Source organism: Chryseobacterium kimseyorum, assembly GCF_025971945.1.
GTDB lineage: Bacteria > Bacteroidota > Bacteroidia > Flavobacteriales > Weeksellaceae > Chryseobacterium > Chryseobacterium kimseyorum.
Genome location: NZ_JAPDHW010000009.1, coordinates 16,948 through 42,996, shown reverse-complemented (window position 1 = coordinate 42,996; position 26,049 = coordinate 16,948). Strand labels below are relative to the sequence as shown.

General features: G+C 35.0%; 24 protein-coding genes. 3 read left to right on the top strand and 21 right to left on the bottom strand.

Translation table 11 applies throughout. The features are described 5' to 3' along the window. Positions 1-548 precede the first annotated feature (548 nt). The 11 genes from OMO38_RS13425 to OMO38_RS13375 all read right to left on the bottom strand — a co-directional run bounded on the left by OMO38_RS13425 (position 549) and on the right by OMO38_RS13375 (position 11,464). Positions 549-1,271, bottom strand: a complete 723-nt coding sequence (locus OMO38_RS13425; protein WP_264750715.1) for a YqjF family protein — start codon at positions 1,269-1,271, stop codon at positions 549-551. Positions 1,272-1,331: 60 nt separating this feature from the next. Beyond that, complete coding sequence (locus tag OMO38_RS13420) at positions 1,332-1,781, bottom strand: SRPBCC family protein (RefSeq protein ID WP_264750714.1); 450 nt, start codon at positions 1,779-1,781, stop codon at positions 1,332-1,334. Positions 1,782-1,880: 99 nt separating this feature from the next. Further along, the gene (locus tag OMO38_RS13415; protein ID WP_264750713.1) at positions 1,881-2,663 is read right to left on the bottom strand and encodes a fatty acid desaturase family protein; all 783 of its coding nucleotides are present in this window, start codon (positions 2,661-2,663) and stop codon (positions 1,881-1,883) included. A 567-nt stretch (positions 2,664-3,230) separates the two neighbouring features. After that, a complete protein-coding gene (locus OMO38_RS13410) occupies positions 3,231-3,608 on the bottom strand; it encodes a hypothetical protein (protein ID WP_264750712.1) in 378 nt (125 codons plus the stop codon). Positions 3,609-3,708: 100 nt separating this feature from the next. After that, complete coding sequence (locus OMO38_RS13405; protein ID WP_056078268.1) at positions 3,709-4,110, bottom strand: hypothetical protein; 402 nt, start codon at positions 4,108-4,110, stop codon at positions 3,709-3,711. A 6-nt stretch (positions 4,111-4,116) separates the two neighbouring features. Beyond that, positions 4,117-4,461, bottom strand: a complete 345-nt coding sequence (locus OMO38_RS13400) for a hypothetical protein (protein ID WP_264750711.1) — start codon at positions 4,459-4,461, stop codon at positions 4,117-4,119. Between the two features lie 528 nt (positions 4,462-4,989). Beyond that, positions 4,990-5,493 (bottom strand): GbsR/MarR family transcriptional regulator, encoded by a 504-nt coding sequence (locus tag OMO38_RS13395; protein WP_264750710.1) that lies wholly within the window; start codon positions 5,491-5,493, stop codon positions 4,990-4,992. A gap of 612 nt (positions 5,494-6,105) precedes the next feature. Next, positions 6,106-7,626: a vWA domain-containing protein gene (locus tag OMO38_RS13390; protein ID WP_319804249.1), complete on the bottom strand. Its 1,521-nt coding sequence runs from the start codon at positions 7,624-7,626 to the stop codon at positions 6,106-6,108. Positions 7,627-7,930: 304 nt separating this feature from the next. Then, positions 7,931-8,407, bottom strand: a complete 477-nt coding sequence (locus tag OMO38_RS13385; protein ID WP_264750709.1) for a hypothetical protein — start codon at positions 8,405-8,407, stop codon at positions 7,931-7,933. A 4-nt stretch (positions 8,408-8,411) separates the two neighbouring features. After that, complete coding sequence (locus OMO38_RS13380) at positions 8,412-10,934, bottom strand: vWA domain-containing protein (RefSeq protein ID WP_264750708.1); 2,523 nt, start codon at positions 10,932-10,934, stop codon at positions 8,412-8,414. A gap of 11 nt (positions 10,935-10,945) precedes the next feature. Further along, complete coding sequence (locus tag OMO38_RS13375) at positions 10,946-11,464, bottom strand: RNA polymerase sigma factor (protein WP_264750707.1); 519 nt, start codon at positions 11,462-11,464, stop codon at positions 10,946-10,948. A gap of 311 nt (positions 11,465-11,775) precedes the next feature. Between OMO38_RS13375 and OMO38_RS13370 the strand changes: the two genes are divergently transcribed. Beyond that, positions 11,776-12,978 carry a C1 family peptidase gene (locus OMO38_RS13370; RefSeq protein ID WP_264750706.1) on the top strand — a complete coding sequence of 401 codons (1,203 nt, stop codon included), beginning with the start codon at positions 11,776-11,778 and terminating at the stop codon, positions 12,976-12,978. Positions 12,979-13,096: 118 nt separating this feature from the next. Here OMO38_RS13370 and OMO38_RS13365 read toward each other — a convergent pair whose 3' ends face one another. Further along, complete coding sequence (locus OMO38_RS13365) at positions 13,097-13,435, bottom strand: hypothetical protein (RefSeq protein ID WP_264750703.1); 339 nt, start codon at positions 13,433-13,435, stop codon at positions 13,097-13,099. Between the two features lie 134 nt (positions 13,436-13,569). After that, entirely contained in the window at positions 13,570-16,002 is a 2,433-nt protein-coding gene (locus tag OMO38_RS13360; protein ID WP_264750701.1) for an alpha-ketoacid dehydrogenase subunit alpha/beta, read from the bottom strand. Positions 16,003-16,140: 138 nt separating this feature from the next. On the opposite strand from OMO38_RS13360, the gene OMO38_RS13355 reads away from it, so the two are divergent. After that, positions 16,141-16,437: a hypothetical protein gene (locus OMO38_RS13355; protein ID WP_264750699.1), complete on the top strand. Its 297-nt coding sequence runs from the start codon at positions 16,141-16,143 to the stop codon at positions 16,435-16,437. A 53-nt stretch (positions 16,438-16,490) separates the two neighbouring features. Here OMO38_RS13355 and OMO38_RS13350 read toward each other — a convergent pair whose 3' ends face one another. The 5 genes from OMO38_RS13350 to queA form a co-directional block, all read right to left on the bottom strand. Beyond that, entirely contained in the window at positions 16,491-17,468 is a 978-nt protein-coding gene (locus OMO38_RS13350) for a polyprenyl synthetase family protein (RefSeq protein ID WP_264750698.1), read from the bottom strand. Between the two features lie 72 nt (positions 17,469-17,540). Further along, positions 17,541-18,422: a hypothetical protein gene (locus tag OMO38_RS13345; RefSeq protein WP_264750697.1), complete on the bottom strand. Its 882-nt coding sequence runs from the start codon at positions 18,420-18,422 to the stop codon at positions 17,541-17,543. 542 nt (positions 18,423-18,964) lie between these two features. After that, positions 18,965-19,999, bottom strand: coding sequence for a dual-specificity RNA methyltransferase RlmN (gene rlmN, locus OMO38_RS13340; RefSeq protein ID WP_264750696.1), 1,035 nt, complete (start codon positions 19,997-19,999; stop codon positions 18,965-18,967). Positions 20,000-20,076: 77 nt separating this feature from the next. Further along, positions 20,077-20,424, bottom strand: coding sequence for a four helix bundle protein (locus OMO38_RS13335; protein ID WP_264750695.1), 348 nt, complete (start codon positions 20,422-20,424; stop codon positions 20,077-20,079). A gap of 47 nt (positions 20,425-20,471) precedes the next feature. Beyond that, complete coding sequence (queA, locus tag OMO38_RS13330) at positions 20,472-21,521, bottom strand: tRNA preQ1(34) S-adenosylmethionine ribosyltransferase-isomerase QueA (RefSeq protein ID WP_264750694.1); 1,050 nt, start codon at positions 21,519-21,521, stop codon at positions 20,472-20,474. A gap of 199 nt (positions 21,522-21,720) precedes the next feature. Between queA and OMO38_RS13325 the strand changes: the two genes are divergently transcribed. Continuing rightward, positions 21,721-22,413 (top strand): AIM24 family protein, encoded by a 693-nt coding sequence (locus tag OMO38_RS13325; RefSeq protein WP_264750693.1) that lies wholly within the window; start codon positions 21,721-21,723, stop codon positions 22,411-22,413. Between the two features lie 56 nt (positions 22,414-22,469). Here OMO38_RS13325 and OMO38_RS13320 read toward each other — a convergent pair whose 3' ends face one another. The 3 genes from OMO38_RS13320 to OMO38_RS13310 all read right to left on the bottom strand — a co-directional run bounded on the left by OMO38_RS13320 (position 22,470) and on the right by OMO38_RS13310 (position 25,828). Then, positions 22,470-23,147, bottom strand: coding sequence for a hypothetical protein (locus tag OMO38_RS13320; protein ID WP_264750692.1), 678 nt, complete (start codon positions 23,145-23,147; stop codon positions 22,470-22,472). A 53-nt stretch (positions 23,148-23,200) separates the two neighbouring features. Further along, the gene (locus OMO38_RS13315) at positions 23,201-23,689 is read right to left on the bottom strand and encodes a DNA-deoxyinosine glycosylase (RefSeq protein WP_264750691.1); all 489 of its coding nucleotides are present in this window, start codon (positions 23,687-23,689) and stop codon (positions 23,201-23,203) included. Positions 23,690-23,833: 144 nt separating this feature from the next. Beyond that, positions 23,834-25,828: a S9 family peptidase gene (locus tag OMO38_RS13310; RefSeq protein WP_264750690.1), complete on the bottom strand. Its 1,995-nt coding sequence runs from the start codon at positions 25,826-25,828 to the stop codon at positions 23,834-23,836. Positions 25,829-26,049: the final 221 nt, after the last annotated feature.

Here is a 26,049-nt window from a genome sequence, read left to right as displayed (position 1 = left end):
CACATTAGTTTAAGTTTAATGGATTGAGAATATTTTAGAGCACATGAGATTGAAAATCGAAGATTTTTTTGTGGGATTGTTTACTTTAGTTTTTTAACTAAAACAGAAATCTGTGAGGGTAGAAACACCCCTGTTTTAATTAAAACAGAAAATTGTGAGAATACAAACACATGTGTTTTGACTAAAGTGGAAATCCATGTGAATACAAACAGCCCTGTTTTAATTCTAGCAGATTTGTGTGAAAGGACAAACAGTCTTGTTTTAATTTAAACAGATTTGTTTTTAAGACAAACACCTCTGTTTTAACTCTCGCACAATTGCAAGAAAGGAAAAACACACCTCTTTTAATTAAAATTAAATTGATTTTAGTTAAAACATTACTGTTTGGACTTGATGTAAATTGATTTTAAGTACAAACATACTGGTTTGGACTCAATGTAAGTTTTATTTACATAAAAACACATTTGTCTGGACTTAATATAAAATTTGTTTGAATACAAATATTCCGACTCCACCCTTGGCTCTTCTAACTTTTCACTTGGCTCTTTTTACTTTTTACTTGGCTCTTTCCTTAGATACTTCTTCATTCTCACTTCAATTTCTGAGCCTTCAGCAAGCATTACTGAAAGTGGTTTCTGATGATTGAGACATTCGAAATCTTTTCCGTAGACCTGTTTGAAATCTATTTCAAGTTGATGGTTTTTCACCATATACCATTCCCATTTCGGGTGGCAGACTTCGTACTTGGAAGTTTTGTGGTCTCTTTTGGTAAAACCCCAGTAGTGCTCTGTGATAAATTCAAATTCAGACTCGTCTTCCATCGTTCGGGAGGTGCTTTCGGCAGTGATTTCCATGGAGTACCAGTCTTTGTCTTTCCATGAATATTTTACAATCAAATCATCTTCGCTGTAATGCATCTGGTTTTTCATTTTCATGGTCTTATAATTTTCTTTGTAAACCGAATTGGCAACGATGCTCAGGGCATATTTCGGCACAATTTCTTTGATGAAAACTACGCCTCTCTTCCACTCATTCCCTACTTTTTTCTTCACATAAAATCTCAGGTTGACCTCTTCAAAGTTTCTGTGAAAAGGAATCGGCAGTCCGAGCAGTTTTGTATTCAGAAACATAAATCCTACGAGACTTACGTAACATTTATCTTTATAAAAATCGAGTTCGGTGCCTTTGGGAAGGTATTTTGTGAGAATTTCGGGATCTATTTCGTAGTTGATGATGGCTAATTTTCGCCATTCGGCCTGGAGGAATTTCATTGCAACTGGATTTGAGATTTGAGATTTGAGATTTGAGATTTGAGATTTGAGATTTGAGATTTATTGTTCAGCGGTGATTTTGATCAATTTATTGCGTTCGATGAGAAATTTAGTCATATAATTTTTCAGAAAAAAATAATTAAACAATTTACCAAAAACTCCAAGGGGAGATTCGAATTCTAAAATATCTGTCATCACTGTGTTGCTGCCGTCCTGCCTGAAAATATGCTGATGTCTAAAGGATTTAAAAGTTCCTTTCAGCATAATATCTGTAAAATGATATGGCTTTTCCATTGCTGTAATTTTTGAAGTGTGGGTTTGTACAACTCCCAAATGTTTTGCCCTCCAGGTTACTGTTTCTCCCAATTCAATCAAGCCTGAAGTTCGGCCAGCGATGGCAACTTCTCCGGTTTGGAAAGTGGATTTTTGGTGGAGATCTATGTCTCTTGCCAGATCGAAAACTTTGCGGATATCGGCTTTGATAAAGGTTTCCAAATGAATTGTGGACATTGATTTTAATTTTTAAATAGATGAAATGATATTGACATTTGTTGATAGGATTTCATCCTATCCTTTATTATGCCGTCCCGTTGGGACTTCTATGTTTGTTTAAAATGTTTGTTTTTTACATAGTTCCGGTAAAACTTTATCTATTCTTTCTGCCAGTTCAGGTAATTTGATGGTCGGTACAGCGGGGAAAAGATGGTGTTCCATATGATAAAACATGCTGAAAGTCAATTTATTTTTCCAGAATCCACGTTGGGTTCTTGCAATATTTGGGTTGTCGTGAGTATCGTGATGCACCGTCCAGACTGCAAAAAATGCCATTAAAAGTTCTCCGAAAAACATAACTGCGATATGATACAACAGGAAATCTATTTGAAAATAGAATGCTACAGAGATAAAAACTGAAATTGAAACCAACTCAAAAATCAAATTTCTTCTGTAGTTTTTATTCGCCAGTTTAAATGTCATCCAATGGATTAAAAACATATGTTTCGGGCCGTATAAAATCGCCTGAAACCATTTCATTGATGCAGATTTCCCTTCATAATCGTCATCGGAAAGACAATATTTGTGATGTCTGATGTGATTAAATTTTACAGCATGAATCGATGCCAGCATTGAGATACTGTTTAAATACATCGACAGCCAGGTCAGGAATTTTCCTGTGCCTAATGAATTGTGAAAGCCGTTGTGAACCTGCCTCAGAGCGGTCAGAAAATAAAATCCGGAAAACGGAAGCGCTGCCCAGTAATATCCTTTGTATGCGAAAAATAAAGAGATTAAAAGCCAAGGCAGACTGATGTTGTTTTCAATCAACATCTCTTTTGTTGAAAGAGAGCGCAGGTCTTTCCACTCTACTTTTTTTGTCAGTTCCAAATGATTCATTTTTTTGAGTTTTAAAGGTTAATCTTAAATGAACATACAAAACAGTCATTCTGAAATTATTTCTGAAATGGCTGGAAGACGGATCGGTTTCAAATCTTAGATCTTTTCAAATATTCTATAATCCTGGTTGAATACAGCAATTTGATTTTATAATTTAAGTTTTCTGATTTTTTACTGCTGTGTGCAGATAAAATAAATAGAATATTAAAAAATAATAATAAATAAATCCGGTGTAAATGCTTAGCTGGAGCCAAATACCTTCTAATAAATACGAAAATTTAAACTTTGATTTTTCGTACAGAATATACATCCAAAAAGAAAAGGAAAACAGCAGATAAAAATAGAAAAACAGTCCATTTTTGCGATTCATCATCAATCGTACTATCATGCTTGCCAACTGTAACATGGATATGTATAGAAATGCTCTAATAAAAATAAGGAATTCTTTAGTGACAAAACCTTGCACAGTAAAACCTAAAAGTAAAATTATAAATCCAAAAATCTGAATTTTATAATCAATTTTTAGAATAGTTTTCATGGATATTTGTTTAAAAGTCAGACTAAAGACTAAAGCTTTAATGATGTATGTTTTGAATTATCCCGGCAATACAACAGATAAAAAAAGGCCATGACAGGACTGGTTAACAAGCCATAAAACGGGATAATAAAAAGCGCATCAATGGTTACATAACATTTCTCAAGCAGAAATACGAGCCAAATTGGTAAAATCATTAATCCATAAATTTTGATAAAAAGGTCTTTCCAGAATCCCAGAATAATCTTAACAAAATAGCTAGCCAGCTGGAATCCTCCGACCACGAAATAAAATTTGAACCAAACCTGATCAAATCCATTATGCAACAGTGAATTGATCAAAGCAAAGATGATATATCCGCAGAACACGGTGATTTGTACGTAGTAATCAATTTTTAGAAAAGTTTTCATGGCACTTAACATTAAAAGTTGATTCTCTTCGTTTTTCCTCCGAAGTAAAAAATGAGGAACAGATGAACGATTAGATTTTTCATTATATCAAATTTTAAAATTACAGTTGAGAAATTTCTTCAGTTTGCACTTTGTCTTTATTCATCGCGTGTTTGCGGCCTTTCAAGAAAAGTAACAAGTTTAGAAGCATCATCACTCCTAAATAAATGGAGAATCCGCCTATTTTTTTGCTTAATGCGACGACCAGTCGTTCAACAGTTTCAATCTGGAAAAACTCAATGATACAAAGGGCAAAACCAAGATTGAGAAGGTAAAAACCAATTTTAAAAAGTGAGTTGGTTGCCATTGCAATATCCTGTTTCTGATGAAAAATATCAATCATAAAAGTTTTGGAATTTTTAAACAGAAACTGAGAAACGAGCACAGTTAAAGTAATGACAATTGGCAGGTAAATCATGTACGCTGAAAAATTGTACGTTTGGGTAAGGATGGTTGCTGTCATGATAATTTATTTTATTGTTAATTTTTTTCTCAGAATATAAAGCGTAAACAAATTGATAAAATGTAATGCGCAGAGGATTAATACTATGATTCCGATGCGGTTGGAAACAGTGTACACCAATTCTTCGATGCTTGAAACTGTACCCCAGAAACTCAAACTGATGGAAATGTAACCGAGATTGACGAGGTAGTAACTTCCGAGCAGAATTCTGTTGACGGTGAGGCAGAAATCTTTGTCTTTAATCAAATATTCCAGATACAGTTTCCCTGAATTGAAGCATCTTCTGCCCACGTCAACCGTGATGTACGAGGTGATGGCGAGGAAAATAATGTATGAAATAATGTTAAACATTTTATAGTTATTATAGTTTCAATAATTTTTGAAAGATAGGTTTAAATAAAAAAGATTAGTGATTAATCTTTGTTTCGTCTGATAACTTTTTAATGTTGATAAATCCGTAAATCAGATAATACAAATTGAAAAGTACACCACCGATTCCCAAAAAATTAAATATAATTTCTTCGCCAAAATCAAATTTGTAGAGCACAAAAGTCATGACGAAAAATATTACAATGCCGTAGAAATAATATTTGTTGAATGGGCTTTCAATTGTGGAAAGTCTGATAAAAAAACCTAATAAATTACCAGCTCCAACAAAGAATAATGCGATGAAAAATGCCAGAAGAAATCATTTTGGAAATATTGATAAATAACACACAGAGTACTTCCAGTACTTAATAAAATTTGAAAGACCAATTCTGTAACTAAAATTTTGAGTTTCATGATTTAAGTTTTTAGCAATTAATAAATTTTATTTACTATACTTTCAGTTATTTTTGAAAGTTAATTTGAAATAAAAAAGGATTTTTGAAGCCCTTTCTATTTCAATAAGTTGGTTATTTTTCCTACCAGCCAGTGATCATCGCTTTTGATTGCAAGATCCATAATATTATTGATTTTGCTGGTCACGCTGCTGAAATCATCCATCAATCTGATAAATTCTTTTGCTTCTGCAGAATCGTTGTCTTCAATATTTTTTAATTCCTCCAGAAAGGCAACTACCGGTTCAATTTCTCTCTTTCTACGTTCTTTCGTGATTTGTTTAAACAAAAACCAGACATCTTTTTCTGCAGTAAAATATTCTTTCCTGTCACCTTTGATAAATTCTTTTTTCACGATTCCCCAATCCATTAGTGCCCGAAGGTTCATGTTGGCGTTCCCTCTTGAAATTTGTAGCAATTCCATAACCTCATCGGTGGAAAGTGGTTTTCCGTTGGCCAAAAGCAGAGCGTGAACCTGCGCCATTGTCCGGTTGATTCCCCAACTCGTTGCGAATGTTCCCCAGGTTTGGACGTATTTTTCTTTGGCTTCTGAAAGTTGCATTTTCGTTTTATTAAATTTCTATTACAAATATAATAATAGTTTTTGAATTTTCAATAATTTTTGAAAGTTTATTTGAAATAATTCTTTCCTTTATAAAATCAATTTTTCTAATACTAAAATTTAACGCAAGGTCAGACAAAAAATTTAAAATGTTTACCGATCTGTAAGTTATACCAAGGCATAAACTTTACGAAGAAATACAAAGTTTCTACACTGACCACACATTTTGATACTGAAAATTTTTTTATGAATCTCCGTTATTCATTATAACGCTAAATCAACAGTTTTTCATCTCTCAAGAAACTCATTGCACTGAAAGTGAAGCAGTTTAGATTCCTAGGGAATGACAAATAAAGTGTTCTTACTAATTACAGAAATTCACTTTTTAATTAAGATTTTTGAACATTAGTCATCTTCTAAAGTTTGGCTAAAGCCTATCAGGGATTCTAATAATTAAGGCGGGCTAAAAGCCCGCCCCTATTGATATTTATTAAACGTTTAAATCGAAACAACCTACTTTTTAAAAACACAAAAACTTTACTGATGTTTAGATCTAACAACACTTAAAAACACGCACTTATGCAAATGTTTTTGAGAATACTCGATTAAGCACTACTTTTTAATGGTTTTATATTGTTGTACCAGCCCTATAAATTCAGAACGGTAGCCTTCTTCATCACTGCTTTTACCTTCCTTAGCTAAGTTTTCAACAGCATTAAGGCTTTTATTTTTAATCAGTTTTGAATCTCTTAAAACCAACCCGAACCAAGCGACAGATGTTGCAAATTTAAAATCAGGACTTGCAGAAGAAATTCGCAAACCTGAATTTCTCACAATCTGACTAATCTCTGTACTCTTCTCTCCATCCGGTTTTTTATACCTGAATTTCACGGTTGCCAATTCATCTCCAAAACCTTTTGAAGCAGCATTTGAAGAATATTTTAATTTACCTTCTTTAGGCAAAAACTCAGAATTTACATTGGCTGGAATAATTTCGTACAAAGCCGTTACTGTGTGCCCACTTCCCAATTCTCCCGCATCAATTTTATCATTCTCGAAATCTTCATTTCTTAGTTTTCTGTTTTCGTACCCAATCAAACGGTAAGATTTGACATATTTAGGATTAAATTCAATCTGAACTTTTACATCTTTGGCAATTGTGTAAATACTTCCTGCAAACTCTTTTCCGAGAAATTTGCCGGCTTCCTGAAGATTGTCGATGTAAGCGTAATTTCCATTTCCCTTGTCTGCTAAAGTTTCCATTTTATCATCCTTGTAATTGCCCATTCCGTAGCCTAAACAAGTAAGGTAAATTCCTGATTTTCTTTTTTCTTCAATTAATGTTTCAAGATTTGCCACGGAAGATGTTCCGACATTGAAATCCCCGTCTGTAGCCAAAACCACTCTGTTGTTTCCTTTTTTTATGAAGTTTTCTTTTGCCAATTTGTAAGCTAACTCAATTCCCTCTCCTCCTGCAGTGCTTCCACCAGCCTGAAGCATTTCAAAAGCTTCAAGAATTTTATTTTTGTCTGTGGCGGATGTTGAAGGTAAAATTACTCCCGCACTTCCGGCATACGCTACAATTCCAACTTTATCCTGAGGTCTTAACTGATTGAGAAGTATCTTTAGAGACTGTTTCAGCAGAGGTAATTTATCTTCTGCCTGCATTGAGCCAGAAGTATCAATGAGAAAAACGATATTAGAAGGTGGTAAAATATCTAAAGGAATATTTTTTCCCTGAAGTCCGATTTTCAACAATTTATGTTGAGGATTCCAGGGCGAATCGCTGTACTCCGTGTTGATTGAAAAAGGATCATTATTTTGAGGCTGCGGATAATTATATTTAAAATAATTCACCATTTCCTCAATTCTGACCGCATTTTTATCTACAGTCTCACCATTGTTGATCATTCTGCGGATATTGGAATACGCAGCCTTATCAACATCAATTGAAAACGTAGAAACCGGTTGACTTTTGGTGAGTTCAAAAGGATTTTCAATTAGAGAAGCATACTCTTCATCATTCTGATTTGTTTCTATATTTTTTCCATTATCATCCAGAGACTCTTCGAATTTCATCTCTTTATCCATTGCAGGTGTTTCCATGATTACATCCATCGAGGCTGCATTCACTGTCTCTTCCTTTTTTTTTTCCGCAACTTTCCAGTAAAACTATTGTCAGAATTGCTATACTTAGTTTTTTCATATTTTTTATCTTTGTGAATTGATTCAAGAGATTGATAATGTGTTGAGATGTAATATTTCTAAAAATAGAGAAAAAAAAGAAATCTCCGAAGAAATTTCTTTAGATTAAGTTGAAGAGATTATTTATCCTATCTAATATAAATTGTATTTGCTTTTTTTACATTTTCCGGAGTCCTTGTCAGAATTTTCAAATAAATTAAATCTCCATTTAGATCAACTTTATCTAAACTAATCACAGTGATTGCATCAGATTGGATTCATCGAAATACATCGATTCTGCATTTTCATTAACTATTTCTCCGTCGATAGAAAAAATCATTCTGTCAGTTTTCGGAATTTTATATTTTTTGAGCAGATTAGGCAGAGAAATCGCAGCGTTCGACGTCTTTGACTTCGTTGTTATAACCAGTCTATCTTCTCTTTGTACTCCATCAACGGTGTTGCCTTTCTCAACAGAAATCGATTCTAAGCTGTCAGATTTAAGTGATTTAATCAACTCATAAGTCGTTTCTTTCCCATTTAAAATCAAAATCGGTTTTTCTTGCTGAGCGTGATAGATAATTCTCGGTTTTCTTTCATCCATCGTGTAAGGTCGAAAGCTGCTTATGTTCAAACCTTCAGATACGATAATTTTTTTTTCGTTTTCCTTTTGCTGAGCATTGACTGAAAAACTGAAAATAATTAATACTATACTTAAGCCTTTACACATCTGTCTAATTATTTTTCAAAGTTGAACGATATGTTTCCACCAATCTCACAAACTCTGCTCTATACCCTTCTTCATCGTTTCCTCTGCCCTTTTTTCCCAGCTTTTCAACCTCCTTCAAATCTTTATTTTTAATTAAATCTGAATTTCTCAAAACCAAACCAAACCAAGCTACAGCAGAAGCAAATTTGAAATCATCACTCGCAGAAGATAGATTTTCATTTGAATTTTGCACTATCTGTACAATTTCCGAACTTGTATCGCCATCAGGTTTTTTGTATCTGAATTTTACGGTTGCCAGTTCATCACTGAAATTTCCATCATTTGTGTTTTTAGTATATTTTAAGTCAGATTCTTTCGGTAAAAATTCAGATTTCACATCAGCCGGTATAACTTCGTACAAAGCCGTTACAGTGTGTCCGCTTCCCAGTTCTCCCGCATCGATTTTATCATTTGAAAAATCTTCATTCTTCAGTTTTCGGTTTTCATAACCAATCAGACGGTAGGATTTTACGTATTTCGGATTAAACTCGATCTGAATTTTCACATCTTTAGCAATTGCGTACATATTTCCGGCAAATTCTTTCCCCAGAAACTTATTGGCTTCCTGCAGATTATCGATGTAAGCGTAGTTTCCGTTGCCTTTATTAGCTAAAGTTTCCATGCGGTTGTCTTTAAAATTTCCCATTCCGAAACCTAAACAGGTCAAAAACACGCCGGATTTTCTTTTTTCCTCAATCAAAGTCTGAAGGTCGCCTGTGGAAGAAGTTCCCACGTTGAAATCTCCGTCTGTTGCGATGATCACACGGTTGTTTCCGCCTTTGATAAAATTTTCCTGAGCGAGTTTGTACGCCAGTTCAATTCCAGCACCGCCCGCTGTACTTCCTCCTGCTTCGAGCTGATCCAAAGCTTCAGTGATTTTATTTTTTTCTTTGGCTGAAGTCGGTGGCAAAACCATTCCTGCACTTCCGGCGTAGACTACAATTCCTACTTTGTCGGTCGGTCTTAACTGATCCAAAAGCACTTTGAAAGACGATTTCAATAAAGGTAACTTATTGGCTTCATTCATTGAACCGGAAACATCAATCAGAAAAACAAAGTTTGAACTCGGCAATTTTTCCATCGGTAAATCTTTACCTTGAAGTCCTATTTTCAATAATTTATGATGAGAATTCCAAGGTGAATCGTTGTATTCAGTGTGGATCGAAAATGGCTGATTGTTTTTTGGCTGCGGATAATTATATTTAAAATAATTAATCATTTCCTCGATTCGAACAGCATTTCTGTTCACAACTTCACCATTGTTGATCATTCTGCGGATATTGGAATACGCAGCCTTATCAACATCAATTGAAAACGTAGAAACAGACTGATTTTTCGTCAGCTCAAACGGATTTTCTACAAAAGCATCGTACTCTTCTGAATTCTGCTGCTGAATCTGTCTCGCCCGATTGATGCTGTCCTGAACTTTCTGCAGTTTTTTAAATGCCTTTCTCTCTTTTCTTGAAAGTTTTTTGGTGGTCACTACGACTACTCCATGGGCAGCACGGCTTCCATATAAAGCCGTTGCAGAAGCATCTTTCAAAACCTGAATGCTTTCAATACTTTTTGGATCGATTTTACTTAAAATATTTCCAGTTTGAGGGACACCATTAACTACATATAAGGGTTGCTCCTTCCCCGTCAAACTAACAGATCCTCTGATCGTAATATTTCCAGATCTTAAAGTTCCATCTGATCCTGTAATTTTCAAACCGGATAATTTTCCAGCTATAGCTGCGGGTAAACTATTATTTGAATTAAATTCATTCCTAATATTGTAATTTGGTGCAGAAGTCTGATATGGAACTTCATTGTTACCCAATGCGAGTGCAGGCGAAGAATTAATAGGTCCTCTTAACCTATTTGATCGCTTATCGCTTACAATTTCTTTAGACACAATTGATGTAGCATTTGACGTGTAAGATTGTTTTTGAACAGTGCGATAGCCTGTCATTACAACCTCTTCAATTTTCGTTTCTTTATCATCTTTATCTAAAACTCCGTCATGATCTGTTTCCATATAAACCCTATTTCCTTTTACAATATCTGAACTCTTTGATGCTACTCCATTATGATACACCGGAGAAATTGCAGACTCAGGAATGATAGATTCATACGCTATAACTTCAGGATTTTGAATTGCTTTTGGGGACTGAATTTGCCTCTGAATATTAGACTTCACCAAACTGTCAGTTGCCTGAATATTCGTTTTGAGTTTTTCCGAAACCTTATTTTCTACAATCTGAGGTTTTGAAATATCTACAACTTCTTTTCTATCAATAAAATACAAAGCTCCCAAACCAATAATCAAACTCGCCGCGATTCCGTAAGGAAACCAAACAGGAACAGTCCGTTTTTTATCCTCTTTTTTATCTAACTTTTCTTCAACTTTCGCCCACACTTTATCAAACCCCGGAAAAGTTGCCGGTTCTTCTGAAGATTGAAAAGCTTCGTTGAATTTTTTATCTATATCGTGATTGTTTTCCATTGTAAAAAGTTTTAAATATTGTGATTAACCAGAAGTTCCTGCAGTTTTTTTCTCGCAAAGTTCAGTTGAGATTTTGAAGTACCTTCGCTGATGGAAAGCATGCTAGCGATTTCTTTGTGAGGATAACCTTCGATCGCAAAAAGATTGAAAATGGCTCTGCAACCTTCAGGAAGAAAATTCAACAGCTTCAGAATATCCTTTTCAAACGAGATACTGTCTGTAGGTGCTTCCTTTGACTCTACAAACTCTACATCTAAAGAAATTTCCAGCGCTTTCATACTTCTTAATTTCTGTAAACACTCATTCACGGCAATTTTTCTAGCCCAGGCTTCGAAAATTTCATGATTTTGCAGTTGATTCAGTTTTGTGAAGATTTTGTAGAACGTGTCGGCCAATACTTCTTCGATATCTTCATCGTTTTTCAGATAACGTTTGCAGACCGAGTACAGCTTTCCAGCCATTTTTTCGTAAACCTTCCGCTGGGCGTTGCGGTCGTTCCGCTGGCATTCTATCAGTAATTCTTTTTCCATAGTTAGGCTTTATACTCTTATAGATGCAGAAAATTTCAGAAAGGTTGGAAACATTGTAAACTTTTTTCTAAAAATAAGGAATTATTGCTCACTGTGAGTTTATTCAAACTATATTGAAGATCATCTGTAAATTTTAAAATATCAGAATTCTCATTTTAGATTTAACCCTTTTTAACATTCAAGCATGTAACAAATACTTAACATCAGCGACTATTCTGATATAATTTTTACACATATGAAACTGTTTTGACAGTCTTTAAAACTTTTTAATGGCAGTTTTCATATCAAAGTAAAATAATTAATCGTTTCTTATGAAAAATAAAAGATTTGCATCATTGCTTGTTATTTTATGTACAGGAAGTATGATGTTTGCTCAGGATGACCTGATCAACAAGTTGAAGAACAATCAGTCTCAAAATGCTAATTTCCAGTTTACTACTTTAAAAGATGTAGGGGCAACTTCGGTAAAAAACCAGGGTTCATCAGGAACTTGCTGGAGTTATTCCGGAAACTCTTTTTTGGAATCTGAAATGCAGAGAATGGGTAAAAAGCCTGTTGATCTGGCAGAAATTTTTACGGCAAGAAATTCTTATCACGACAAAGCAAAATTATATGTCTTGAACGGCGGAGCCATCAGTTGGGGCGATGGCGGAGAACTGCATGACGTAGTAAATATGTACAAAAAATACGGTGCTGTTCCGCAGGATGTCTATACAGGTTTGAAATCCGGACAGACTTTAAATAATTTTAAAGAAATGCAGGGAAAACTGAAGCCGGTCTTAGAAGGCTTGGTTGAAGCTTCATCAAAAGGAAAACTTCAGGATAACTGGATGGCTTCTGTAGATGCAATTCTTGATGAATATCTTGGAAAAGTTCCTACAAACTTTACATATGAAGGAAAAAATTACACACCAAAAACTTTTGCAAAAGAAGTTGTAGGGATTAATCCTGAAGATTATGTAGAACTGTCTTCTTACAAAGACTATCCTTACTATCAGAAATTCGTAGTCCCGATCCCTGATAACTGGAGCCACGATTCTGACTGGAATATTCCAATGAATCAAATGACGGCTATCATTGACAATGCTGTAGCAAAAGGATATTCTGTAGGCTGGGCAACCGATGTTTCTGAACCTTATTTTTCTTACAAAAACGGTGTTGCTTATGTTCCGGATGTAGATCTGGATCAGATTACTCCGGAAGTGAAAAAAGATTTATTCACTCAGCCAAAAAAAGACAAAACCATCACTGAAGATCTTCGTCAAAAGGCATTAAATAATCTTTCTACAACCGATGATCACGGAATGCATATTGTAGGTTTGGCAAAAGATCAAACCGGAAAAGAATATTATATGGTGAAAAATTCCTGGGGTGTAACCAATGATTTTGATGGTTATTTATATGTGACTAAACCTTATGTTGAATATAAGTCTACCGCTATTTTGGTTCATAAAAATGCAATTCCAAAGAACATCAGAAAGCAACTGAAACCAAGCAAAAGTATTGGTTTATAGGGAATCATTATTGTCATTATTTTGACAATTTTAGATATTTTTAAACTTGTTAATAGGCCGCTTTGAGATTTTTTCTTGAGGCGGTTTTTTTGCTCTTATAATAATCTGAATATGATATTCACTTACTAATATTATTCAATTTTATCTCAACACTCTCATGATATTTGCCATTGAGATAAATTACAAAACCATCTTTAATTACTGCCATTGAACCCGCTTGCGGAATTGAATCTTTATATTTAAAATAAACCGTATCACTTTTTATATAATAACTTCCCGAATAAATATTTTCATCTCTTAAAACTCCTCTTGATATAAAATCAAAAGTAAAATCATCATACATTTTAAGATATATCCAACCTAAAGGAGCTTCACGATCAGCTAACAAAACATCTTTTTTTTCTTCTTTACAGCTAATAGTAAGTAAAAGAATCAGAATAATTAAATTAAATTTCATGGTTCTCTCTTGATAAATAATGACATAATTAAAAGATAAAATCTAAATTACAATTTCTATTTAATTAAAAGTTACAACTCATAAAAAAACCGCTCCCAAAAAGAAAGCGGTTTCAAATATATCTAGAATCTCAATTAAAATATCGCTGGATATTTCTCAGGATTTGTTTCATTAAATAAGGCGTAAATTCTCTCTACCATATCATCTGAAGATGGCTTAGAGAAATAATCACCATCACTTGCATATGCCGGTCTGTGATCGTTTGCAGCAATTGTCAAAGGATCAGAATCTAAATATCTGAAAGCTTTTTGCTTCTCTAAAATCTGCTGCAGGATAAACGCTGAAGTTCCTCCTTCCACATCTTCGTCGATCACAACCAATCTGTTGGTTTTCTTCACTGATTCAGCAATTTCATGTGTTAAATCGAAAGGAATTAATGACTGAACATCGACAACTTCTGCAGAGATGCCAAGTTTTTCAAGTTCTTCCGCTGCTTCCATCACAATTCTCCATGTAGAACCGTAAGTCACCAAAGTAACATCCTTACCTTCTTTAGTCACTTCAATTTTCCCGACAGGAACCGTGAATTCACCTAAGTTATCAGGTTGTTTTTCTTTTAATCGGTAACCGTTCAGACATTCAACAATCACAGCCGGATCGTCGCTTTGAAGCATGGTGTTGTAGAATCCTGCAGCTTTCGTCAGGTTTCTTGGTACCAATACCAAAATTCCCTTAGAAAGATTAAGAATTCCTGCCATTGGTGAACCTGAATGCCAAACTCCTTCCAGTCTGTGACCTCTCGTTCTAATGATTACAGGAGCTTTCTGACCGCCTTTTGTTCTGTACTGAACCGTCGCCAAATCATCACTCATTCCCTGCAAACAATACAGGATATAATCTAAATACTGGATTTCAGCGATTGGTCTTAAACCTCTCATTGCCATCCCGATTCCCTGACCAAGAATGGTCGCTTCACGAATTCCGGTATCAGCCACACGAATGTCACCGTATTTTTCCTGCATTCCTTCAAGACCCTGGTTCACGTCACCGATATTTCCGGCATCTTCACCAAAGACCAAAGTCTGAGGATATTTTTCAAATATTTTATCGAAATTATTTCTTACCACTACTCTTCCATCTACATCCTGAGACGCTTCTGTGAATACCGGTTTTACTTCTTTCACATTTTCAGCTTTCCACTGAGACTGTGAATATAAATGAGAGGAATAATTATCTTTTTCAACTTCAAAAACTTCGTTGTACTTGTTCATCAACTGAGTTCTTTCTGCAGAAGTTGTTCCTCTCGTTGCCAATAAAGATTTTCTGATCAAATGGAAAACATCTTTTTTAGCTTTAGAAACCAGTTTATTATATTGATTGATGTATTCCTCAATTTCAGCGTGCTTTCCTTTTAAATTTTCCACTAAAGGTAAAACTGAAAAAGCTAATTCTGTAATCGTTTTCTGATAGTTTTCCCAGGCAGCTTTCTGTCCGGCTTTTACTTTTTTCTTCGCTTCCTCGTCTATTGCATCCAGTTCTTCAACACTTGCTATGATTTCCTCTGTTCCTTCAATTTCGATTGAATAGTTTAAAATCCATTCTCTGAATTTTACCAATCCGTCAAAATCAGCTTCCCATGATAAACGGTCTTCATTTTTATATCTTTCGTGTGATCCTGAAGTCGAGTGCCCCTGAGGCTGAGTAACCTCAATCACATGAACCACCACAGGTACAGATTCAGTTCTTGCAAAATGTTCTGCTTTCGCATAAGCATCCAACAAAGCAGGATAATCCCAAGCTTTTACCTGAATGATTTCGCAACCTTGGTTTTCACCTTCTTTTCTTTGGAAACCGCTCAACATTTCAGCAATATCGGCTTTTGCTCTCTGTTTCATTGTTGGTACAGAAATTCCATAACCGTCATCCCAAATTGAAACAATCATCGGTACTTGAAGCGCACACGCAGCATTTAAAGTTTCCCAGAAATGACCTTCTGCTGTAGAAGCATCACCAATGGTTCCGAAGGCGATTTCGTTTCCTTTGTCGGAGAATTTTTCAGAACCGTCAAACTGTACAGTTTTGTATACTTTGGAAGCTTGTGCTAAACCTAATAATCTCGGCATCTGCCCAGCAGTAGGAGAAATATCAGAAGAAATATTTTTCTGAGCCATCAAATCTTTCCAGCTTCCGTCTTCGTTCAAACTTCTCGTGGCAAAGTGACCGTTCATCTGTCTTCCGGCAGATGCGGGCTCTCTATCAACGCTGGTATCTGCGTACAATTGGGCAAAGAAACTTTCAACAGTCAAAGCATCTGCAGCCAGGGCAAACGTCTGATCTCTGTAATATCCTGAGCGGAAATCTCCATTTCTGAAAACTTTTGCCATTGCCAATTGAGGCAACTCTTTTCCGTCTCCAAAAATTCCAAATTTGGCCTTTCCGGTAAGTACTTCTCTTCTGCCCAGATAAGACATTTCACGAGAGATTCTTCCTAATTTATAGTCTTCAAGTATTTGATTTTTAAAGTCTTGAAAAGAAATCTGTTGAGTTTCAATATAGGTTGTCTGCATAGCCAAATATTAAATATTTTTTAATTCTGAAGTATTTTGCTAATATACACTTTTTATATTAATTTTAATTTTCAAGAATGTTTTTTATAAATTTGATAATGAAAAAATGGGTAACTCATTTGGATAAATCACTGTAATATGGAAAAGAAATCTACTCATATCCTTAATGCGTCGAGTAATCTTTTAGGATTTTCAATGCTTATAATCACTTCATTAAAAATCACTAAAACGAGCCATCACACATTCTTAGACGAGTTTGCGGGGATTTCATCTGTACTTTTTGCCTGCAGCTGTTTTTTCTCATTTATGGCGATAAGATCTAAGAAAGAAAGTCTGGGAAACAGATATGAGAGTATTGCGGATTATTTATTTTTAATCGCTTTATTTTGTATTGTTTTGTCTGTGGTAATTATAACAACGTCGATAATTGATTAAAATTCAGGTTTTTTTATTTCTTTAAATTAATATTGAAATTTGATTCCTATTTACTAAAATTTTCTTTCAATTACATAATCTAACATCATATGTAAAGATTTTCTGACCTCAGAGTCTGGAAATTCATCCAGAATATCTTTTGCTTTCTGCTGAAAATCTTTCATCACGGTAATTGCATAATCCAATCCGCCTGAACTTTTCACAAAAGCTATCAATTCTTTCACCCGTTTTTGATCGTTATTGTAACGTTTTATGGTGTTGAAATAATATTTTCTGTCGGTTTCGCTGGCAATTTTTAAAGTATGAATTAAAGGCAGCGTCATTTTCTGTTCTTTAATATCAATTCCGACCGGTTTTCCAATCACGTTAGAACTTAAGTAATCGAATAAATCATCCTTGATCTGAAAAGCCATCCCGGTATATGTTCCGAACTGCATCATTTTCTTCGCTAAATTTTCATCAGCATCGTTTGATAAGGCTCCAATTTCACAGCATGCAGCAATTAAAGTAGCCGTTTTCTGACGGATAATTTCGTAATAAACATCTTCGGTAATATCGAGTTTCCTTGCTTTTTCCAATTGAAGAAGTTCGCCCTCAGACATTTCTCTGATGGTTCTGGAAATCACAGAAAGTAAATCGTAATCTTTATGATCCGTAGAAAGCAAAACCGCTTTTGAAAGTAGGAAATCACCTACTAAGACAGCAATTTTATTCTTCCATAAAGCATTGATCGAAAAGAAATTACGCCTCTTAAAACTCTCATCCACGACATCATCATGTACCAGAGTCGCGGTATGAATCAACTCGATCATCGAAGCACCACGGTAGGTTTTCTCGTTAACATCCCCTATCAGTTTTGCACATAAAAATACAAACATCGGACGCATCTGCTTGCCTTTTGTGGTAACAATAAAACGGGTAACTTTATCAAGTAAAGCGACTTTGCTCTGCATAGATTCATAAAACTTCTGTTCGAAAAGTTTCATTTCCTCATTGATCGGTCGTTTGATTTCTTCTACAATATTGGCCACTATCTGAGAATGATGGGTGAGTATTTATTAATTCTCACAAAGATAATTTTTTTTAGTCAATTGTAACAGCAATTAGAATTTGAGTTTGTCTTTCGGGATAAAATAGAAAAACGGCTTAGTTTTTTTAATGGGTGAATAGAATTTTTCTCCGGAAATGTAAATTCCCTTGTCGTCAACCGCAATTCCTTCAATCTGACCAGTCGTCAACGCACTTCCCAAATATAAATGTTTCGGATTCTCCTTGAAAAATATTCCCGGTTCAGTTTCATTAAAGATAGTAAGAAAAACTTCAGTTTTCTTGGTATATCCCACGACGTAAAGTTTTTTATCAAAATAACAGGCATCGCTGATCATAAAACCTGTCTTGTAAGATTCTACCTTCTGAGCGGCCTGATTTTCATAATTTTCAGGATCAATTGTGTAATGGGTCGTAGCTTTTGAAGCCCATTCTTTGGTAAAAATATGGATTTTTCCATTTAAATAAATCATCGATTCCAAATCGTAATCTGTGGAGATATTTTTTGAGGTGAAATCATTCTGTTCTGGATAATAAAATGAAATTATCTTCATTAAATCATTCTGCAGCTGATTATTCTGAAATTGAATTTTATAGATCTTTAAATCTTTTCTGGTGCCGGCATTGTTGCCAAAATCTCCAATGTAGAAATTGTTCCCGTCATTGGTTAAAGCTTCCCAGTCTTTGTTTTCAGCATTTGTTTTTAAAACTTTAAGAATTTTTCCCGAGTTTTTATCAATTTCATATAATTCAGCGGGGTTCCCACTGTCGTTGAAGGTATATAAGTTTTCATCAAAGAAATTCAAGCCTGAAGTTTCCTGAATGGAATCATTTAAAACAGCGACTCTAAACTTTTTAAGCTTAAAAATTTCTGCCTGTTGAGAAAAAGCAGTTTGAAATGTGAGAACAATAAATAATAGAAAAACCTTCTTCATCATGCAAAATTAAGAATTTTGGTATGAATTGATTGTTAATTTCTTGTTGAACCACTTCGTGGTTCTTGTGTCTTCGTTGATTATTTCCATGGGTTTCACCCACGGCTATTTATATTGAACCACTTCGTGGTTCTGGGATACGCCATCTGATTTCCATAGGTTTCACCTACGGCTATGCAAAATTGAACCACTGCGTGGTTCCCCTTTCCTCGGTTATTATTTCCTAAGTTTCATCCACGGATATTTATATTGAACCACTTCGTGGTTCTGGGATACGCTATCTAATGTCCATAGTTTCACCTACGGCTATGCAAATTGAACCACTGCGTGGTTCCCTTTCCTCGATTATTATTTCCTAGGGTTTCACCCACAGATATTGATATTGAACCTCTTCGCGGTTCTGAAATTGTGGAATTGGAATTGGAAATCTTTGTTTTCGGTGAGGCGTGAAAACATCGTAAACTGAGTTCACTGGTCTTCAACCTATGCTTTGATAAGCGCCATATTGTCGCTCGTAATTAATTTAAAAAGATAAAGTGAAAAGATTATTCTGCGTTTTTATTCGCTAACTGTCCGCAGGCTGCATCAATGTCACCGCCACGGCTTTTTCTCACCATCACGGTAATTCCTGCTTTTTCAAGTTCACGAACATACTTTTCTTCAGCGGCAATGCTTCGATGGTCAAATTTCCCTTCACCGATTGGGTTGTATTGAATTAAATTGACTTTAGAAGGTACCTGTCGACAATATTTAATTAAAGACTTAATATCTTCATCTTTGTCGTTAATTCCTTTCCAGACGCAATATTCGAAAGTAATTACAGAACCTGTTTTTTTGTACCAATATTGAAGAGCCTCCATAATATCCGTCAGAGGAAATTTATCTGAAAACGGCATAATCTCATTACGGGTTTGTTCAACCGCAGAGTGTAATGATAGTGCAAGTTTTACTTTTAATTCATCATCTGCCAACATTTTTATCATCTTCGGAATTCCTGATGTAGAAACGGTAATTCTTCTTGGTGACATTCCCAAACCTTCTGGCTGCGTGATTTTTCTGATGGCTTCAACTACATTTTTATAATTCATCATCGGCTCCCCCATTCCCATAAAAACTATGTTGGTAAGCGGACGATTGTAGTATTCTTTACTTTGTTTATCAATAAGAGCAACCTGATCTACGATTTCTGCAACTTCAAGATTTCTCATCCTTTTAAGTTTCGCAGTAGCACAGAATTCACAGTTTAACGAACAGCCTACCTGTGAAGAAACACAAGCTGTCGTTCTGGTCTCTGTAGGAATCAAAACAGATTCTACCATCAATCCGTCATGAAGTTTCACTCCATTTTTTATCGTTCCGTCTGTAGATTTCTGAAATTGATCTACGGCTGCAGGATTCATTATAAAGTCACGGATAAGATTTTCTCTCAGATCTTTCGAAAGATTCGTCATTTCTTCAAATGAATGAAGATTTTTACTCCAGATCCAGTCATAGACCTGCTTGGCACGAAAAGGTTTTTCACCAATAGTACCAAAGTAATCTTTGAGTTGGTCTAGGGATAAGGTTCTGATATCTTTCATTGTTAAAGAGGCAAGGAAAAAGGTAAATGTAAAAAGGAAAGAGCCAAGTAAAAGGGTCAAGGATAGGTTTATTGTAATTATATTTTAGTGTTCTTTACAATTGTTGCGAGAATATTTTTTAATTCGCTACATTCTTTCAACAAATTTTTAAAGTCTTCAGAATCGTAAGCGTCAAGTTTTTCTAAGATTCGTAACCAAAAATGAGTTTCTCTAGCTTCACGCAATGCAATTTTCACTTTATTCCTAAAGTCTGCCTTTGAAGATCCTGCTTGGGACTCCTCATAATTTGCACCAATTGAAGTTGCAGATTTTCCTAATTGAAATCTTATCAATTTACTTTCAGAATCATTTGGAAGCTTTCTTAAAAATTTGAGACAATCAACGCCAAAATCAAAAGTTCTTACTAGCAGATCATTTTGTTTCATTACAAACCCTTACTTTTTCCTTTTTACTTGGTTCTTTTTACTTATGATTATAAAATTAACATTGCGTCACCGTAAGAATAGAATTTATACTTTTCTCTAACGGCTTCTTCGTATGCCTGCATTAAGAAATCTTTTCCTGCAAACGCGGCAATCATCATCATAAGAGTAGATTTTGGCGTATGGAAATTGGTAATCATTGTATTGGCAACTCCGAAATCGTGAGGTGGATAAATAAATTTATTGGTCCAACCCTGGAATGCAGAAATTTTTCTGTTGGAAGAAACTGAAGTTTCAATCGCTCTCATGGTAGTAGTTCCTACTGCACAAACTTTTCTGTTTTCCTGTACAGCTTTGTTGATGATTTCAGCATTTACTTCATCGATGATGATTTCTTCAGACTCCATTTTATGTTTAGAAAGATCTTCTACTTCAATCGGATTAAAAGTTCCCAATCCCACGTGAAGTGTTACCTCAGCAAAATCGATTCCTTTGATTTCCAATCTTTTCATCAAATGTCTTGAAAAATGCAGACCAGCAGTAGGTGCTGCAACTGCTCCTTCCACTTTTGCATAGATCGTTTGGTATCTTTCAGCATCTTCCGGCTCTACTTCTCTTTTGATATATTTTGGAAGTGGCGTTTCTCCCAATTCTTTCAATTTAGTTCTGAATTCTTCGTAAGAACCATCGAATAAAAATCTTAAAGTTCTACCTCTGGAAGTTGTATTATCAATAACCTCAGCAACCAAAGATTCATCTTCTGTAAAGAATAACTTGTTACCTATTCTGATTTTTCTTGCAGGATCTACCAAAACGTCCCATACTCTCGTTTCTTTATCTAGCTCTCTCAACAAGAATACTTCGATTTTAGCTCCGGTTTTTTCTTTATTTCCGTAAAGACGCGCAGGGAAAACTTTTGTATTGTTGAAAATGAACAAGTCTTTTTCGTCAAAATAATCCACAACATCTTTGAATGTTTTATGCTCAATGGTTTGAGTTTTTCTGTCAAGAACCATTAATCTTGCTTCATCTCTGTGTTCTGATGGATGTTCTGCCAATAATTCTTCAGGGAGATCAAAATTAAAATCGGATGTCTTCATTTTTTAAATTACGGTTTAAAAATTATGTAAAAATTACGGATGTAATTTTCGGACTGCAAATATACAACATTCGATACCCCTTTGTCAAGTCTTTATTTTACTATCGGTACTGGCAGGGATTTCAAAGCATGACATTTTTTTATTTTAGTAAATTATTCAATAAAAATGACTATTTTAGTGAGAATAAAAAATTACATTGATGAGCAAATATTCTTTAGACGAATTCGTAAGAGAGACCAAAGAAAATCCACTTGAAAAAGATTATTTTGAGCTGGAGAAACCTGCACTTTTAGAAATCAACCTCAACAATCAGGCGGTTTGGACAAAAAACGGAAGCATGGTTGGGTATGTAGGAAATGTAAACTTTGAAAGACAGGGAATGCTTTCCGGCGGACTTGGAAATCTTTTGAAAAAAGCATTGAGCGGAGAAGGGGCAAAACTGATGAAAGCTGAAGGAACAGGCAGGCTGTATGTTGCCGACTCTGGAAAAAAGGTCAGAATTCTTTATTTAAACAATGAAACCCTTTTCGTCAACGGAAATGATGTTTTGGCACACGAACAAAGTGTTAAAAGCGATATTACGATGCTGAAAAGTATTGCAGGAATGATGTCTGGCGGACTTTTCCAGGTAAAACTGTCAGGAACCGGGCATATTGCGATTACTACTCATGGTGAGCCATTGACATTAATGGTTACTCCCGATGCTCCTGTTTTCACTGATCCCAACGCAACGGTTGCCTGGTCTGGAAATCTAAACCCTGAACTGAAAACGAATGTTTCTTTTAAGAGCTTGATTGGCAGAGGAAGCGGCGAAGAATTTCAGATGAAGTTTTCCGGGAATGGATGGGTATTGATACAGCCTTATGAAGAGGTGTATGTTATGGAGAAATAGTTTTGTTCTACATATTGAAAAAGCGACTTAATTAGTCGCTTTTTTTAAGATCAAAATTAGTTTAATATATTAGATTTCTTTTTGGGGGGAGGGGGGCCTGCTAAAAACTTTACATTTATTTTTTCACAGTTTGAAAAGTCATCATACATAATTACTCCATTTTTGTAATCAGTTACAACATCAACAATTCTATAATTTGGAGAATCTAAATGTAACAAGAGTGCTTTGTAAATTTTAGAATGAATATTATCCGTTAAGTCCATAAATCTAATTTCCGGCATTGGAAAATTACTCTTCTCTACTTTAATTATCAACTCAAGGGTCGAGTTCTTTTTATCTATTGTCGATGCTTTGATTATAAATACATTTTTTATAATATTTTCTACCTCTATATTTTCTACTTCTATTTCATCCCTATACTTGTTTAATGTAGAAACTTCTAAAAATTTTAAACTCAGAAATTCACTCTTTTTATTGATGGAATATGAGCTCAACTTACCTCTATAATTATCTCTTAAAAAAAATCTTCTTTTTATTTCTCCTGAAAAACTGTAATCGTAAGCAATAAAACTTTTATTCTGTGAATTAAAATAAACTAATGTGGTTCTCTTTTGTCCTTTATAAGAACCTTTTAGCTGTGTTTCATTCTCATAGCATTTATAATCAAAATGATATTCTTGAGATAAAGAAAATATCGACAAGAAGGAAAATAAGAATATAAGACTTTTTTTCATATTAAAAACATTTGCGAAACACAAATATATCTTTTTCAAATGAAATATTCACCTTAAAGATATGTTGAAATCTTTTTCCAATCTTCCAGTTTTTTATCGAAAGAAATCGTGTGAAGTGGACTGGTTGAAGGTAATAGGTAAATCGGAACTCTAAAATTTTTGCCTAAAATTTTCTGTAAATTTTTATAAGATTTTCCTCCATTACAGAAAATTGCCTGAATGTTCGGATGATTATCCAAAAGAGCTTCAATCTGATTAGCCTCTTCGAATTTAATTTCGGAATCTAAACTTCCCTTTCTTTCACAGGAATCGATAACATCCCAAAGTGCGATTTTATGTTTCTTTAAAATATTGATTTTATCCACATAATCATCTGTGAATTCTTCAGAAAGCAGTTCAAAAATAATTTTCCAAAATTTATTTTGAGGATGACCGTAGTACTGCTGTTTTTCCAATGATTTTACACCTGGAATTGAACCTAAAATTAAAATTTTTGAGTGCTGGTCGATGATTGGCGGAAATGAAGAAATACGGTTTTCCATGATCCAAATATATAAATTTTGGCTAAAGCCTTCTGCTTTGAAAACAAAAAGCGGGCTAAAGCCCGCTCCTATTGATTATTTCATTATTACCACTTGAATTTTCGCCACCCTTTCAAGAGAGAGGAATTCTAGTGGGAATATTTGCTACAAAGTTTCTTTTAACCAATCAAAAAACTCTCTCTGCCAAACCAAACCGTTTTGCGGGTGTAAAACCCAGTGATTTTCGTTCGGGAAATAGACAAATTTTGATTTCAGACCTCTCAGTTTTGCAGCCTGGAAAGCTTCCTGCCCCTGCTCGTAACCAACTCTAAAGTCAATTCCACCCTGGAAAATCATGATAGGCCTGTTCCATTTATCTACAAAGTTGCTTGGGTTAAATTCGGTGTAAGCTTTTGGAAGAGGTTTTTCCCATGGAGAACCTAAATCCCAGTTGGCAAACCAAAGTTCTTCAGTTGTTAGATACCATGATTTCATATCAAACAAACCATCGTGAGCGATAAATGTTTTAAATCGGTTATTGTGAACTCCAGCCAGCATAAATACACTGTAACCACCGTAGCTTGCTCCCACTGCTGCTACCCTTTCGCCATCAACGTAAGGAAGAGTTTTAGCAAAATCTGTTGCCGCCAGATAATCTCTGATCGGTTGTCCGCCCCAGTCTTTAGAGATTTCTTCATTCCATTTCGTTCCCCAGCCCGGCATACCTCTTCTGTTTGGGGCAACAACGATGTATCCGTTGGCTGCCATTAAAGCAAAATTCCATCTTGTGCTGAAGAATTGAGTTAATGCAGATTGTGGTCCGCCCTGGCAATATACTAAAGTTGGATACTTTTTATTTGGATCAAAGTTAGGTGGATAATGAAACCATACTCCCATTTCTTTTCCGTCTGTGGTTTTCACCATTTTCAGTTCAGATTTCCCCTGTGCTAACTTTGCATAAGTATCTTTATTGGCATCGGTAATCTGCTTTAATTCTCCATTTTTAAGATTGACAGAGAATATTTCTGAGGCATGATTTATGTCAGTTTTTGAAACCAAGAGTGAATTTTTCTGATCTGCAAATATTTCATTGATGTCGAAGTCACCTTTGGTAATCTGCTGAACTTTTGAATCTTTAGGATTTAAAGTAAACAGCTGCTTTGTTCCTCTGAAAGCTGCAGTGAAGTAAATTGCTTTTGAATCTCCTCCCCAAAACACATCTCCGGAAACACTTTCATCCCAAGCCTTCGTTAGGTTTGAAGTCTTTCCTGACTTCCAGTCCATCAGTTTGATATCATTTTTATCGGCTTCGTAGCCGTCTCTCTCCATACTTTGCCAAAGCAGAGATTTTCCGTCCGGACTGAATTTCGGGTTGACGTCGTAACCTTTATTGGATTCAGTTAAATTTTTTGTTGTTCCTGAAGCTAAATCGTATGCAAAAATATCGGTATTGGTGCTTGTTGAATACTCTTTACCGCTCTTTGGTTTCGTAACATATAAAAGTTGGGTAGAATCCGGACTGAAAACAAAATCTTCCGCTCCGCCAAAAGGTCTCTGCGGAGAATCCCAGGTCTTCCCTTCCAGTAAATCTTTTGCTGAATCTATATTTGAAGATGTTTCAACCACAAATACGTGATTGTATTTTCCTTCATTGAAATAATCCCAGTGTCTGTGGTTCAAATCAGTATAAACCTGCGCCGTAGTCTTTGGAGTGTCAGCATATTTATCTTTTCCCATGAGTTTTTCAACCAAAACCTGCTTGCTGAACGCTATTTTCTTTCCATCAGGAGAAATTACAATATTATCCACTTCCCCAATGGTGTAAAATTCTGCCCACGTTTTTCCACTGTCTTTTGAAAGGAAAATCTTGTCACCTTCCTGAGCGTACAGTCCATTTTTATCCCACTGAATTAATGCTTTTTTGCCTAAATCAATTTTAGAAGACTGATTATTGATCACGTTCAGAAAGTAGTTTTCACTTTTTGTTTTTTCAGTTTTTAGATCTACCTGTCCGACTTTATAAATCAGTGAAGAATGATCGGGAGAGACTGCCTGTACTCCCACTTTTTTCAAAGTCCAGAGGATTTCAGGAGTCATTACTTGTTGTGCATTCATTAAAAGTGGCGCTGCCAAAGCGAGCAGACTGTGTTTTAATTTCATAAAAGAATCATTTTAAAAGAATTTCAGAATTTTTTATTCATCAATTCATATTAATTTCAAAGAATGCCAAAGTTAATATTTAAAATAAAATTGAGCGAGGAAATTATCAGTTTAGTTTAATTCCAATTGTAAGATTCTGTAATTAATTTTTATCAATGCTTTGGAATTTGAACACAGAGCACGCAAAGTTTTTTATTAAAAAAAATATATCAGTTTCACTA

What these genes read in the sequence shown, in the direction of transcription:
- OMO38_RS13425 (WP_264750715.1), bottom strand. Translation starts at nt 1,271, where the DNA reads ATGAAATTCCTCCAGGCCGAATGGCGAAAATTAGCCATCATCAACTAC.
- OMO38_RS13420 (WP_264750714.1), bottom strand. Translation starts at nt 1,781, where the DNA reads ATGTCCACAATTCATTTGGAAACCTTTATCAAAGCCGATATCCGCAAA.
- OMO38_RS13415 (WP_264750713.1), bottom strand. Translation starts at nt 2,663, where the DNA reads ATGAATCATTTGGAACTGACAAAAAAAGTAGAGTGGAAAGACCTGCGC.
- OMO38_RS13410 (WP_264750712.1), bottom strand. Translation starts at nt 3,608, where the DNA reads ATGAAAACTTTTCTAAAAATTGATTACTACGTACAAATCACCGTGTTC.
- OMO38_RS13405 (WP_056078268.1), bottom strand. Translation starts at nt 4,110, where the DNA reads ATGACAGCAACCATCCTTACCCAAACGTACAATTTTTCAGCGTACATG.
- OMO38_RS13400 (WP_264750711.1), bottom strand. Translation starts at nt 4,461, where the DNA reads ATGTTTAACATTATTTCATACATTATTTTCCTCGCCATCACCTCGTAC.
- OMO38_RS13395 (WP_264750710.1), bottom strand. Translation starts at nt 5,493, where the DNA reads ATGCAACTTTCAGAAGCCAAAGAAAAATACGTCCAAACCTGGGGAACA.
- OMO38_RS13385 (WP_264750709.1), bottom strand. Translation starts at nt 8,407, where the DNA reads ATGTGTAAAGGCTTAAGTATAGTATTAATTATTTTCAGTTTTTCAGTC.
- OMO38_RS13380 (WP_264750708.1), bottom strand. Translation starts at nt 10,934, where the DNA reads ATGGAAAACAATCACGATATAGATAAAAAATTCAACGAAGCTTTTCAA.
- OMO38_RS13375 (WP_264750707.1), bottom strand. Translation starts at nt 11,464, where the DNA reads ATGGAAAAAGAATTACTGATAGAATGCCAGCGGAACGACCGCAACGCC.
- OMO38_RS13370 (WP_264750706.1), top strand. Translation starts at nt 11,776, where the DNA reads ATGAAAAATAAAAGATTTGCATCATTGCTTGTTATTTTATGTACAGGA.
- OMO38_RS13365 (WP_264750703.1), bottom strand. Translation starts at nt 13,435, where the DNA reads ATGAAATTTAATTTAATTATTCTGATTCTTTTACTTACTATTAGCTGT.
- OMO38_RS13360 (WP_264750701.1), bottom strand. Translation starts at nt 16,002, where the DNA reads ATGCAGACAACCTATATTGAAACTCAACAGATTTCTTTTCAAGACTTT.
- OMO38_RS13355 (WP_264750699.1), top strand. Translation starts at nt 16,141, where the DNA reads ATGGAAAAGAAATCTACTCATATCCTTAATGCGTCGAGTAATCTTTTA.
- OMO38_RS13345 (WP_264750697.1), bottom strand. Translation starts at nt 18,422, where the DNA reads ATGATGAAGAAGGTTTTTCTATTATTTATTGTTCTCACATTTCAAACT.
- rlmN (WP_264750696.1), bottom strand. Translation starts at nt 19,999, where the DNA reads ATGAAAGATATCAGAACCTTATCCCTAGACCAACTCAAAGATTACTTT.
- OMO38_RS13335 (WP_264750695.1), bottom strand. Translation starts at nt 20,424, where the DNA reads ATGAAACAAAATGATCTGCTAGTAAGAACTTTTGATTTTGGCGTTGAT.
- queA (WP_264750694.1), bottom strand. Translation starts at nt 21,521, where the DNA reads ATGAAGACATCCGATTTTAATTTTGATCTCCCTGAAGAATTATTGGCA.
- OMO38_RS13325 (WP_264750693.1), top strand. Translation starts at nt 21,721, where the DNA reads ATGAGCAAATATTCTTTAGACGAATTCGTAAGAGAGACCAAAGAAAAT.
- OMO38_RS13320 (WP_264750692.1), bottom strand. Translation starts at nt 23,147, where the DNA reads ATGAAAAAAAGTCTTATATTCTTATTTTCCTTCTTGTCGATATTTTCT.
- OMO38_RS13315 (WP_264750691.1), bottom strand. Translation starts at nt 23,689, where the DNA reads ATGGAAAACCGTATTTCTTCATTTCCGCCAATCATCGACCAGCACTCA.
- OMO38_RS13310 (WP_264750690.1), bottom strand. Translation starts at nt 25,828, where the DNA reads ATGAAATTAAAACACAGTCTGCTCGCTTTGGCAGCGCCACTTTTAATG.